The organism is Mesorhizobium australafricanum (genome assembly GCF_033977265.1).
Taxonomy (GTDB): Bacteria; Pseudomonadota; Alphaproteobacteria; order Rhizobiales; family Rhizobiaceae; genus Mesorhizobium; species Mesorhizobium australafricanum.
In genome coordinates this window covers 175,364-187,141 of the sequence record NZ_JAVIIT010000005.1, presented here as the reverse complement: position 1 = coordinate 187,141, position 11,778 = coordinate 175,364, and the positions used below count along the sequence as shown (strand labels likewise).

The 11,778-nt window shown below is 66.2% G+C and carries 11 protein-coding genes and 1 pseudogene; 1 reads left to right on the top strand and 11 read right to left on the bottom strand.

Features of this window, described 5'->3' with window-relative positions; all coding sequences use genetic code 11:
* Nucleotides 1-40: 40 nt before the first annotated feature.
* The 10 genes and pseudogenes from RFM98_RS12210 to exbB form a co-directional block, all read right to left on the bottom strand.
* Complete coding sequence (locus RFM98_RS12210) at nt 41-1,861, bottom strand: ABC transporter ATP-binding protein (protein WP_320309103.1); 1,821 nt, start codon at nt 1,859-1,861, stop codon at nt 41-43.
* Nucleotides 1,858-2,802, bottom strand: coding sequence for an acetamidase/formamidase family protein (locus RFM98_RS12205; RefSeq protein ID WP_320309102.1), 945 nt, complete (start codon nt 2,800-2,802; stop codon nt 1,858-1,860). The genes RFM98_RS12210 and RFM98_RS12205 overlap by 4 nt, the downstream gene beginning before the upstream one ends.
* The gene (locus RFM98_RS12200; protein WP_320309101.1) at nt 2,792-4,435 is read right to left on the bottom strand and encodes an ABC transporter substrate-binding protein; all 1,644 of its coding nucleotides are present in this window, start codon (nt 4,433-4,435) and stop codon (nt 2,792-2,794) included. Before RFM98_RS12200 ends, RFM98_RS12205 begins: the two co-directional genes overlap by 11 nt.
* Nucleotides 4,436-4,468: 33 nt before the next feature.
* Nucleotides 4,469-5,389, bottom strand: a complete 921-nt coding sequence (locus RFM98_RS12195) for an ABC transporter permease (RefSeq protein ID WP_320215741.1) — start codon at nt 5,387-5,389, stop codon at nt 4,469-4,471.
* Nucleotides 5,386-6,251 (bottom strand): annotated as a pseudogene (locus RFM98_RS12190) (ABC transporter permease). The gene RFM98_RS12195 and the pseudogene RFM98_RS12190 overlap by 4 nt, the downstream one beginning before the upstream one ends.
* Before the next feature lie 19 nt (nt 6,252-6,270).
* Nucleotides 6,271-6,873 carry an ANTAR domain-containing response regulator gene (locus RFM98_RS12185; RefSeq protein ID WP_320309100.1) on the bottom strand — a complete coding sequence of 201 codons (603 nt, stop codon included), beginning with the start codon at nt 6,871-6,873 and terminating at the stop codon, nt 6,271-6,273.
* Entirely contained in the window at nt 6,870-7,964 is a 1,095-nt protein-coding gene (locus tag RFM98_RS12180; RefSeq protein WP_320309099.1) for a transporter substrate-binding protein, read from the bottom strand. Before RFM98_RS12180 ends, RFM98_RS12185 begins: the two co-directional genes overlap by 4 nt.
* A gap of 151 nt (nt 7,965-8,115) precedes the next feature.
* The gene (locus tag RFM98_RS12175) at nt 8,116-9,102 is read right to left on the bottom strand and encodes a TonB family protein (RefSeq protein ID WP_320309098.1); all 987 of its coding nucleotides are present in this window, start codon (nt 9,100-9,102) and stop codon (nt 8,116-8,118) included.
* Nucleotides 9,099-9,605: a TonB system transport protein ExbD gene (exbD, locus tag RFM98_RS12170; protein ID WP_320309097.1), complete on the bottom strand. Its 507-nt coding sequence runs from the start codon at nt 9,603-9,605 to the stop codon at nt 9,099-9,101. Before exbD ends, RFM98_RS12175 begins: the two co-directional genes overlap by 4 nt.
* Before the next feature lie 5 nt (nt 9,606-9,610).
* Entirely contained in the window at nt 9,611-10,570 is a 960-nt protein-coding gene (exbB, locus tag RFM98_RS12165; RefSeq protein WP_320309096.1) for a tonB-system energizer ExbB, read from the bottom strand.
* 258 nt (nt 10,571-10,828) lie between these two features.
* Here exbB and RFM98_RS12160 point away from each other — a divergent pair, with 258 nt between their 5' ends.
* Nucleotides 10,829-11,503 carry a cysteine hydrolase family protein gene (locus tag RFM98_RS12160; RefSeq protein ID WP_320309095.1) on the top strand — a complete coding sequence of 225 codons (675 nt, stop codon included), beginning with the start codon at nt 10,829-10,831 and terminating at the stop codon, nt 11,501-11,503.
* On the opposite strand, the gene RFM98_RS12155 is transcribed toward RFM98_RS12160, so the two are convergent.
* Nucleotides 11,463-11,657 carry a hypothetical protein gene (locus RFM98_RS12155; protein WP_320309094.1) on the bottom strand — a complete coding sequence of 65 codons (195 nt, stop codon included), beginning with the start codon at nt 11,655-11,657 and terminating at the stop codon, nt 11,463-11,465. The genes RFM98_RS12160 and RFM98_RS12155 overlap by 41 nt on opposite strands.
* Nucleotides 11,658-11,778: the final 121 nt, after the last annotated feature.

Below are 11,778 nucleotides of genomic sequence, written 5' to 3'. Positions count from 1 at the left end.
ATCAACATATCGAGCCGGATGCGGCGGGCCGTGGCGCGCTTCAATCGCCGACGGCGGCGAGATGCCCGCCGCCGAAATCCCGCAGCACCAGTTTCGGCACGCTTTCGCCGATCCGCCGCGTCGCGCTTGGAATTTCGCGGTCGAGATGGGCAAAGCGTGTCCGGCGTCGCGACGGATCGGGAACCGGAACCGCCTCGATAAGCCGCCGTGTGTAGGGATGGCGCGGGTTGGAAAAAACCTGGTCGCGGCTGCCGATCTCGACGATCTGGCCGAGATACATGACGGCGACGCGGTCCGAGATGTTCTCGACCACCGCCATGTCATGCGAGATGAACAGATAGGCGACGCCGAACTCGCGCTGCAGCTGCTTCAGGAGATCGAGCACGCGCGCCTGCACCGAGACGTCGAGCGCCGACACGCTTTCGTCGGCGATGATCAGCTTTGGCCTGAGCGCCAACGCCCGCGCGATGCAGATGCGCTGGCGCTGGCCGCCGGAGAATTCATGCGGATAGAGCTCCATCTGCCCTGACGACAGGCCGACCCGTTCGAACAACGCGGCCACGCGTTCCCGGCGCTCCTGCCTTGACCCGATGCCGTGGATCAGCAGCGGCTCGGCCACCAGGTCGCCGACGCGCATGCGCGGATCGAGCGACGCATACGGATCCTGGAAGACCATCTGCACGTCGCGCCGCACCGCCTTGCGCGCGTCGCCGCCAAGTCCGGAGATCTCCCGGCCGCCGATCTTCACCGCGCCGGTATAGGGTACCAGGCCGGCAAGCGCCTTGGCGGTGGTGGACTTGCCGCAGCCGGATTCGCCGACCAGCGCCAGCGTCTCGTTGGGCGCGATCGAGAAGCTGACGCCTTCGACAGCATGCACCCGCCGGTTGACGCGGCCGAAGAAACCGCCGCGCAGGTCGAAGCGGACATGGAGGTCGTTTACAACCGCCACCTTGTCCCGCTTTGCCGGATCGCCCGGCTCGCCGGAAGCGCGGCGCCCCGCTCCCGAGCCAATTCGTGGAACCGCCGCAAGAAGCTCGCGCGTGTAGGCGGCCTGCGGCCTGGTAAAAATATCGACGGTGGCGCCCTCCTCGACCATGCGGCCATTGCGCATGACGATGACGCGATCGGCCATTTCGGCGACGACGCCCATGTCGTGGGTGATCAGGATGACGCTGGTGCCGTGCTGGCGCTGCAAGTCGCGCAGCAGCTCCAGCACCTCGCCTTGCACCGTTACGTCGAGCGCCGTCGTCGGCTCGTCGGCGATCAGCACGTCGGGCTCGAGCGCAAGCGCCATGGCGATCATCACCCGCTGGCGCATGCCGCCCGACAATTCGTGCGGAAATTGTTTTAGCCGGCTTTCGGCTTCGGAAATCCGAACCGCCTTCAGCGCCTCGACCGCGCGCCGTTGCGCGTCGGCATGGGAAAGACCGGTATGCGCCTCGATCGATTCGGTGAGCTGCCGGCCGATCGACAGCACCGGATTGAGCGAGGTCATCGGCTCCTGGAAGATCATGGCGATGCGGTCGCCGCGAATGTCGCGCATGCGGCGCTCGTCGAGAGCCGTCAGCTCGATGGCGCCGCGATCCCTGTCGTGGAGCCGGATCGTTCCGGAAGCGATGCGGCCGGCCGGCTGCGGCAGGAGTTGCATGATCGCCAGCGCCGTCATCGACTTGCCGGAACCGGACTCGCCGGCGATGCACAGCGTCTCGCCGCGTTTGAGCGACAGCGACAGGCCGGACACCACTTCGCGCTCGCCATCCTCGCCGCGTACGCCGACGGAGAGGCCGATGATTTCGAGCACCGGCCCCGCGGCCACCTTTCCGGCGGCGTCGGCGTGTTCGTCGACTACGCCTGCGCTCATTCGAAGACGCAGCGCGGGAAGTAGAACGACACCACCCAGTTGGGCATGTCGACGATCTCGCTGATCCTCAGGTCGCCGCAGACCGAGACCAGCATGTAGGCGTCGACCGGGTCGAGCTTGTAGCTGGCCGACAGCAGGTCGACCATCTGGCTGACGGCCTCCTTGGCCCCGGTGATCAGGTCGGGCCCGATGCCGGTCGTCACCTCATAACCCTTGGCGTCGAGGTGGCGCGTCACCGGGCCCGGCGTGGTGAAGCGTGGCGTCTTCAGCCGCGCATCCTTCACGAGGTCGAGTTTGAGCACGACATCCATCGGGCTTTCGATCGCCGTGCCGCACACCTCGCCGTCGCCCTGCGCGGCGTGGGTGTCGCCGACCGAAAACAGCGCGCCCGCTACTTCCACCGGCAGATAGAGCGTGGTGCCGGCGGCAAGATCGCGGATGTCGAGATTGCCGCCGACGCGCCGCGGCGGCACCACCGAGTGGTGGCCCATCTCGGCCGGCGCGTTGCCGATGGTGCCGGCGAACGGCTTAAGCGGCACGCGCGCATTCTTGCCGAACAAAGCGGGTTCGAGCGAGGCGGCGTCATACTTCCAGATGTTGAGCGCCGGTTCCTTGAAATCGTCGGCGAGCAGCCCAAAACCGGGGATGTTCGCCGTCCAGCCGAAGCCAGACGGTTTGAACGTCTCGATCGTCACCTTCAGCGCGTCACCCGGCTCGGCGCCTTCGACGAAGATCGGCCCGGTCACCGGGTTGACGGTGGCGAAGTCGAGCTTGGTGACGTCGGCGACCTTGCTGTCGGCCTTCAGCTGGCCGCCGGCGGAATCGAGGCACTGGAACTCGATGGTCGAGCCGGGCGCCACCCGCTCGACCGGGGCAAAGGAATTGTCCCAGCCGAAATGGTGATGGCGCCCGTGGATGGTGTAGTCGCAGTTACTGCACATCTTTTACATACACATTGTCGTAGTTGATCGGGATATGGACCGGGTCGACATAGAGATTGTCGGCGCCGCCCATGCGGGCTGACTTCAGCGTGAAGCGCTGCTCGTTGAAGACCGGCGCCCAGGGCGCGTCCGCCATGATCTTGTCATAGATCGCGCTCCACATCTTTTCGCGCTCCTCCGACTTGGCCGGATCGACGACGGAGTCGGCCTCGGCCGCCTTGGCGTCGAGATCCTTGTTGCAATACCACGACCAGTTCCAGCCACCCGGCACGGCGCCGGCGCAGCCGAGGATCGGGCCGTAGAAGTTCGAGGGATCCGGGAAGTCGGCGATCCAGGCCATGCCGCCCGACCAGATCATCGGCGCGCCGGCCTTGTCGCCGCCGGCGGCAATGACATTGGCCTGAGCGAGCGACTGGATGCTGGCCTTGATGCCGATGGCCGCCAGATCCTGCTGGATCGCCTGGGCGATGCGCGGATTGGGGTCGGTGTTCATGGCGAAAAGCTGCGTCTCGAAGCCGTCTGGATGGCCAGCCTCTGCCAGCAGGGCCTTGGCCTTGGCGACGTCATGGGCATAGCCCTTGAAAGCCTTGTCGTAGCCGGGCATCGAGGGCGGCAACGGCTGGTTGGCCGGCACCGCGCGGTTGTTGATCATCTGGACGATACGGTCCTTGTTGATCGTCATGTTGACGGCCTGGCGCACCTTCACATTGTCGAAGGGCGCCATGGTGGTGTTCATCGTGATGTAGCCGGTGTGCAGCTGTCCGCCCACCACGACGCGCGCCTTCTGCTCCGGATCGTTCATCACCTCCTGGAACTTGGCCGGCGGAATGCCGTCGCCGGGCACGTCGATCTCGCCCTTCTGCAGGCGCAGCAGCGCCACGATCGGCTCCTGGCCGATCTCGAAAGTGATCTTGTCGAGATGCGGCAGGCCCTTGTGCCAGTAGTCGGGATTGCGCTCGAAGACGATGCGCTGGCCGAGCGTCCACTCGGCGAGCTTGAAGGCGCCGGTGCCGACCGGATGCTTGCCGAAGTCGGCGCCGTATTTCTCGACCTCCTCCTTCGGCACGACATGCGAGAAATTGATCGCCATGACATGCAGGAAGGTGGCGTCCGGCCGGGTCAGCTCGAACTTGATCGTATAGGGATCGACCACGGTGATGCCGGAGAGGCTGTCGGCCTTGCCGGCGGCGACATCGTCATAGCCCTTGATCGAGCCGAAGAAGCCGGCGCCCGGGCTCTGCGTCTTCGGGTTGGTGACGCGGTCGAGCGAATATTTGACGTCGTCCGCGGTCATCTCGCGGCCGTTGTGGAACTTGACGCCGTGGCGCAGCCTGAAGGTGAAGGTTTTGCCGTCCGGGGAGATCTCGTAGCTTTCGGCGAGATCGGGCCTCAGCTTGGTGGTGCCCGGCTCATAGTCCATCAGACCGTCGAACAGGCTCTTGATCATCGACCAGTTCTGCCAGTCATAGCCGATCGCCGGATCGAGCGTCGCGACGTCGTCCTTGTAGGTGATGGTGACGGCGCCGCCCTGCTTGATGTTGGGGTCGACGGCGTCGTCGGCGTGGACGCTTGCCATGCCGAGCATCAGCGCAAGCGCCGACGCCGCCACGGTGGAGGCAAGAAATCGTCTCATGTCAGTGTTCCCTTTCGCTGGTTGTCGTCGTTTTCATCTCAGTTTGATTCGGGGATCGATGAAGGGCGCGATGATGTCGGCCAGCAGGTTGCCGAGCACGATGGCGAAGGCCGAGACCAGGGTGACGCCCATGATGATCGGGATGTCGACGCGCTGGATCGCCTGCCAGGCGAGCTGGCCGATGCCGGGCCAGCCGAAGACGCTTTCGACCACCACGATGCCACCCATGAAGATGCCGATGTCGATGCCGATCATGGCCACGACCGGCAGGATGGCGTTGGGCAGCGCGTGGCGAAACAGGATGGCGCCACGCGCCAGGCCCTTGGCGCGGGCGGTGCGCATGTAATCCTGGCGCAGAACGTCGATCATCGACGAGCGCATCATGCGCGCGTACCAGCCGGCGCCGAGAATGCCCATGGTCAGCGACGGCAGCACGAGGTGGCGCCAGCTTCCGTAGCCGCCGATCGGGAACCAGCCGAGCCTGACGGCGAAGACGTAGAGAAGCAGCAGGCCGACGACGAACTGTGGCGCCGAGACGCCGACGAAGGAGGCGACCATCAAGGTCTGATCGGTGGCGGTGCCGCGCTTGACGGCGGCGATCAGTCCCATGGTTAGGCCGATCGCCAGCTCGCACAGGATGGCGCCAACCATCAGCAGCAGGCTGGCGGGCAGCCGCGAGACGATGAGTTCGGTGACTTCCGAGCGCTGGATGTAAGAGCGACCGAGATCGCCGCTGACGAGCCTGGCGAGATAGTGCCAGTACTGGACGATGAAGGGCTGGTCGAGGCCGAGCTGGCGGCGGATGTTCTCCACCGTTTCGGGCGTGGCGCTGCGGCCGGCGATCTGGCGCACCGGGTCGGCCGGCAGCAGATAGAGCAGTGCGAAGGTGATCAGCGAAACGCCGAGCAGGATGAGCAGCGACTGGATGAGCCGTCGGCCGAGATAGGCGATCATGCCCTTCCCCTCTGCGTCGGGTCGAGAATGTCACGCAGCGCGTCGCCGATCAGGTTGAAGGCCAGCGCCAGCGCCAGGATCGCGGCGCCGGGGAAGAACACCAGCCAGGGGGCGGCCTGGAAATAGGTCTGGTTCTCGAAGATGACGTTGCCCCACGACGCCGTCGGCGGTTGCACGCCGATGCCGAGATAGCTGAGCGTGGCTTCGAGCAGCACCGTGGTCGAGATGCCGAGCGTGCCCCAGACGATGATGGTCGGCAGAAGATGCGGCAGGATGTGGCGTACGAGGATGCGCGGCGCGCTCGCCCTATCGTGCGCTCGGCATCGATGAACTCGCGCTCGGAGAGCGACGAGGTTTCGGTGTAGATGACGCGCGCGGTCTGCACCCAGTTGACCAGCGCGATCACCATGGCGACGATCCAAAGGCTCGGCTCGAACACCGCGGCCAGGCAGATGGCGAGCAGCAGTGCGGGAAAGGCCATCATCAGGTCGGTGAAGCGCATCAGCGCGCTGCCGATCCAGCCGCGGAAATAACCCGCCGTGACGCCGACCAGCGTGCCGATCACAAGCGCCACGCCATTGGCGACGATGCCGATGATCAGCGAGGTGCGGGCCCCGAACAGGATGCGGGTCAACAGGTCGCGGCCGAGCAGATCGGTGCCCAGCCAGAACTTGGCATTCGGCGGCAAGGGCGAGCCTTCGAGCGTCAGGCCGTCGAACATCTGCTCGTTGGGATCGTAGCCGGTCAGCCATGGCGCGAGGACGGCGCCGGCGAGCACGATGGCGACGATGAGCAGTCCGAGCAGCGCCAGCGGCCGCTTGACCAGCCGGCGCCAGACGCCGGCGCGCGGCCTTACCGGCATCTGGCCCGGCGCCGGAAGGTCAGGCGCGATGGGATTGGTCATCGCCGCCCTCGTCTCCCGTCATCGCCACGATGCGCCGCGCCGCTTCCTCGACGCTGATCTGCCAGCTCATCGCCAGCGATCTGAGCTGCGCGTAGGCGCGATCGTCATCGCTGCCTTTCGACAGGGCCGCGACCGCGCGCACGATGGTCTGGCGCTCGCCGACCCGCTGGCGCAGCGACGCGATCTCGCCGGCTAGCTGGCCGCGCGCTTCGAAACTCTGCCTGGCGATCAGCAGCGCGCTGTAGACCCCGGCGGTCCCCACCGGTTTCAGCAATTGCGCATCGGCCTTGTGCGACAGCGCCCATTCAATGCGGCCCGGCGCCTCCGAGCCGATCAGCGCCACCAGCGGCATCGGCGCCTCGCCGGCCTTCCACGGGAACTGCTCGTCGAAGCCGAGATCGGTATCGAAGAAAACGAAATCCGCCGCCAGCGCCTCCGCCGGCAGATGCGGCCAGCACTCGACCGCCTCGAGGCCGATCGCCGACAACTGCCTGGTGATCGCCTGCACCGTCGTGTGCGGGCGATGCAGCACGAAGGCCTTGGCGCCGCCGAGATTGGGGATGCGCGCGGCGCGGCTCACGACACCACCCTGAGCCGCGGACGGCCGAAGACCTTCGCCGGATCGTAGCGCGAAAGATAAGGATCGGGCGCCACCTCGTCCTCGCGGCTCACCACCTCGAAGAATCCGTCGGCAATGCGCCCGATGATCACCGGCAGGGTCGCATGCTGCGTGTGCGGATCGATGGCGATGGGCCCGAGGCGCGTCGAGAAGCGGCGTTCGGCGAAGGCTCTGGAGAACGCCGCCGGACCGGCATCGGGATCACCGGAAAGCACATCCGCCATCACTTGCACCGAGGCATAGGCGGACGCCTCGAAGGACGAGGCGAAGGCGGCCGGGCGCGGCGCGAAATAGGGTCCAGCCGACAGATGACCGTTGCCCGTTTCGCCGATTGCCGGCAGCTCGCCCTCGGTGAGGTTGCAGGAGATCACCGGGCAGGTGTCGGGCTTGAAGGCAGCATCCTCTCGTCCCAGGTCGCGATAGGCGGCGAGGAAGGCGTAGGACGAGGTGCCGATGAGGTTGTTGAGGATGAAATTCGGTCGCGTGACGCGGATTTCGTCGATCAGGCGCGAAACGTCGGTCTCGCCGATGCGCAGATAGCGTTCGCCAAGCACCTTGCCGCCGGCGTCCGCGATCAGGTCGCGCGCGACGCGGTTCATCTCCCAGCCCCATATGTAGTTCGAGCCGAGCAGGAAACCGTTGGCGCCGAAACGCGGCGCGACATGGGCCATCAACGGCACCAGATGCTGGTTCGGGCAGGCATGCATGTAGACGACATGCTCGTTGGCCTCGAACCCTTCATACGGGCAGGCATACCAGAGCATGCCCCCCGCTTTCTCCAGCACCGGGATCGTCTCCTTGCGACTCCAGGAGGTGATGCAGCCGATGACATGGCGGGCGCTGCTGGTCCGGAAGATATCCTCGCAGAGCGTCGCGTAGCGGTCGGCATTGCTTTGCGGGTCGCGCTCGACCGGGACAAGCTCGATGCCTTGCGCGCGATCGGCATTGATGTCGGCGATCGCCCGCATCGCGCCCAGCCGGGAGGCGTCGGAGACGAGCTGGTAGCTGCCCGACCGGGAATAGAGGATGCCGATCTCGATGCGTCGTTTCAAGCAAGGCCCCAAAATGAAAAAGCCTCGCAGCCAGCGCCGGATAGGCGAGGCATACGAGGCATTTTTGCCGCCCGGCGACCAAGGCCGGTATTTTCACGGGCTACCCTATTCCGTACCGTCCACCAGTCAAGCCTGAAAGTTGAATGGCCGTTTAGTCCCGCACGCTGAAGACGAAAGGCGCGGTTCGGGTGACGCGGGCGCCGAGTTCCGCCGGCGGCGCCGGCACCGAGGCGCCCTGCAATGCGCCGAGAGCCGCGCGGTCGAGATCGCCGTCGCCCGACGAACGTGCCAGCCGGGCCGAGATCACCCTGCCGGAGGTGTCGACCGTGAAGGTCACGCTGGGCGTGCCCTCGGCCCGCCTGGAGCGCGCCGCGCTCGGATAGCGGGTGTGCCGCCTGATCCACACCGCCAGGCTGGAATTCCAGCGCGACGGACTGACGCTCGGGCGCGGCGCCGCATTGGAGAATTGTGGCGCAGCCGCTTTCGCCGTGGCCTTGGCGTCGATGCTGGCGGTGGTCGTCGTCCTGGGCGGGGGCGACTTTTCCTTCTTGACCCGTTCTTTCGGCTTTTCGACCGGTTTCTTCTCGGCCTTCTTCCTCGGTTCGGCCGGCTTCCGCGCCTTCACCTGCGCTTCGACGGGTTTGGGCTCCGGCAGCGGAATGACGACATCGGGCGCGATAGCCTCGACAGGGTCGGGCACGACCTCGTCCAGCGGCGACTGCTCGCTCAGCGCCGCAAGCGCTGCCGGCGCGGCCTGCTCAGGCTCCTGCGTGTTGTCGGTATCGAGTGGCTGTTCAATGGCTGGCTTGGTCTGTTGCACCACCGGCGCCGGATCGCTCACCGGTCTTGCTTCGATGGGTTTTTCGGCCGCCTCGGCCGCATCGGGTGGCTCCGCTGTCACCGTGTCCACCATCGCCGTCTCTTCCGGCACCGCAGGCGCGATCACCAGCGGCGCCATTTCGATCGCCAGCGCCGGCGGCGGGCCGCCATCCTGCGTCTCGGCGAAACTCAGGTTCTGCACCGCATAGGCAACCGCCACATGCGCGGCCAGAATGATCGCGGCCGCACTCGTCCACAGGCCGGCTTCACGCGCGCCGAAGCGGGGCCGGGAAATCCGGGACAGGGCGGCGACCGTCATTGCGCCGAGCTTCCATCCGGTGCCGGGGAGGGGTTCGCGCCAGGGGCCGGCGTTCCAGGCGCGGCCGGCCCGGCTGTTCCGCCCGATGTCGTATCGAGCCCGACCAGCGCGACCTTCAGATAGCCGGCGGTACGCAGCAGGTTCATGACTTCCATCAGGTCGCCATAGCCGACCGTCCTGTCGGCGCGCAGGAAGATGCGCGTCTGCTTGTCGCCCCTGGTGCGGCTGTCGAGCACCCCGGCAAAGGCCGGGCGCGGCACGCCCTCATTGCCGATCGCCAGCGTGAGATCGCTTTTCAGCGTGAGGAAGAGCGGCGTCTCGGGGCGGGGCGCGGGCGTTGCCGTCGAGCCCGGCAGGTCGACATCGACGTCGACGGTGGCGAGCGGTGCCGCGACCATGAAGATGATCAACAACACCAGGATGACGTCGATGAACGGCGTCACGTTGATGTCGTGGCTTTCCTCGAGATCGTCGCCGGAAGTCTCGCGTATCCGCGTCGCCATCGCCGTTACTCCGCCGCCATCGCCGTCGCCGGCGGCACCGTGCGGAAGTCGAGATCGCGGCTCACCAGCTGCTCGACGCCGGCGGAAGCGTCGGCAAGGAGCTGCTTGTAGCCGGCTATCGAGCGCGCGAAGACGTTGTAGATGACGACCGCCGGAATGGCCGCGACCAGGCCCATCGCGGTGGCGAGCAGCGCCTCGGCAATGCCGGGCGCGACGACAGCCAGGTTGGTGGTCTGCGCCTGCGAGATGCCGATGAAAGCATTCATGATACCCCAGACGGTGCCGAACAGGCCGACGAAGGGCGCCGTCGAGCCGATGGTGGCGAGCAGGCCGGTGCCGCGCGACATGCGCCGTGCCGCCGCCGCCTCGATGCGCGAAAGCCTGGAGGCGACGCGCTCCTTGAGGCCGTCGCCCGAGGCGTGATCGAGGGCGCCGGCTGAAAGCGCTCGTTCTTCTTCGGCCGCCCGCACCAAAAGCGCGCCCGGACCGCCGCTGTGGCCAAGTTCCCGGCCGGCCTGCATCAGCGTCGCGGCGTTTCCGATCGCATCGGCGGCGCGACGGACCCTCAGCTTGCCGCCGAAGACCTCCAGCGACTTGGCGAGCCAGATCGTCCAGGTGACGAGAGAAGCGAAAGCCAGCCCGACCATGACCGCCTTCACGACGATGTCGGCATTCATGAACATGCCCCAGGGCGACAGGTCATGCGGCAGCGTCAGCGAGATGGAAGGCTCGTCGCCGATGGCGCCGTTCGGAGCCCGCGGGATGCCCGGTTCCGCCGCTGCGGTTTCAGCCGGCGTTTGCACCGTGGCCGGTGGATTGGTGGTGGCTGCGACAGGCGCTGGGGGCTGGGCGGCCGGTGCCGGACTGGTCGCGGGCGGTGTTGTCGGCTGCTGCTGCGCCACGGCTATCTCAGCCGAAAAAATCACGGATGCGGCCAGCGCCGCGAACAGAACGCTCCGGGACAAGTCTCGTCCTCGCTTTGTCATGGCACGAGCCAGCAGGACTTGTCGGCTGGCTGGTGCGAACCTCGGTCACGGCTTTCCGCCATGGCTTGCCGACTGAGTATGAAACATGACTATGATAGTCAAGATTAAGATGGGAATCCAGGCAACAAATCCGGCGAACCGCTGCTTAATCGCCCTGGGGCGGACGCCGGCGAGCACCACCGGGCTTCCGCTGCATGCGCGGCGGGCTATGCTCGACAACGAAGAAGGAGGCCGCGGATGATCAAGGCGATACCGTTCGACTTTCCCTATGACGGCAGGCTGGTGCCGCAACATACGGCGGTGCTGGTCATAGACCTGCAGGAGGATTTCCTGTCGCCGACCGGGTATTTCGCCAGGAAAGGCTATGATCCGTCGCCGCTGAGAGCCATCCTGCCAGCGGTGAACCGGCTGATAGCCGCCGCTCGTGCCGCCGGCCTCACCATCGTCCTCACCAGGCAGGGCTACCGCGCCGACATGGCCGGCATGACGCCTTACGAGAAATGGCGGCGTAAGCGTGCAGGGCTCGACGGCACCGACATCCTGCTGCGCTCCAGTCCGGGCTTCCAGATCGTTTCCGATATCGAGGTCGAACCGCAAGACATCATCGTCGACAAGACCTGCAACGGCGCCTTCACCTACACGGATCTCGAGCTGATCCTGCGCGCAAGGGGCATCACGCATCTGATGTTCACCGGATGCACGACGGATGTCTGCGTCCACACCACGCTGCGCGAAGCCTGCGACCGCAATTTTCAGTGCCTGACGATCGCGGATGCCTGCGCCAGCGGCGACCAACGAGCCCACGAGGCCGCGCTGCATATGGTGACGGTGGAGGACGGCGTGTTCGGCGCGCTGGCGGAGTCGGCGGCCGTCATTGCCGCGCTATCACGACTCGCGGACGGGGCGAACTGACGGCTTCGGGATCGCCCGGATCGCCGACCTCCGGCCAGCCGATGTCCTTGCGGATGTCGAGCGGCAACAGATAAAGTGTCCGCGCTGCCCGGTAGCGGGCGCGGGTTGCTGCATAGTTGGTCGCGATGCGACCGATGGATGACAGGATCGACATTTTGCTTCTCCCTTGGTTGATGCCGGCGTCGCAAGCCCGCCGCACTCACCAAGACGAAACAGGGATGGCTGTTGGAACGGTGAGGAGAATTTTTTCTGAACGTAGGGGCGCAACGGCCGCT

Coding starts and splice junctions, on each gene's coding strand:
- RFM98_RS12210 (WP_320309103.1), bottom strand. CDS start 1,861: ATGAGCGCAGGCGTAGTCGACGAACACGCCGACGCCGCCGGAAAGGTG.
- RFM98_RS12205 (WP_320309102.1), bottom strand. CDS start 2,802: ATGTGCAGTAACTGCGACTACACCATCCACGGGCGCCATCACCATTTC.
- RFM98_RS12200 (WP_320309101.1), bottom strand. CDS start 4,435: ATGAGACGATTTCTTGCCTCCACCGTGGCGGCGTCGGCGCTTGCGCTG.
- RFM98_RS12195 (WP_320215741.1), bottom strand. CDS start 5,389: ATGATCGCCTATCTCGGCCGACGGCTCATCCAGTCGCTGCTCATCCTG.
- RFM98_RS12175 (WP_320309098.1), bottom strand. CDS start 9,102: ATGACGGTCGCCGCCCTGTCCCGGATTTCCCGGCCCCGCTTCGGCGCG.
- exbD (WP_320309097.1), bottom strand. CDS start 9,605: ATGGCGACGCGGATACGCGAGACTTCCGGCGACGATCTCGAGGAAAGC.
- RFM98_RS12160 (WP_320309095.1), top strand. CDS start 10,829: ATGATCAAGGCGATACCGTTCGACTTTCCCTATGACGGCAGGCTGGTG.
- RFM98_RS12155 (WP_320309094.1), bottom strand. CDS start 11,657: ATGTCGATCCTGTCATCCATCGGTCGCATCGCGACCAACTATGCAGCA.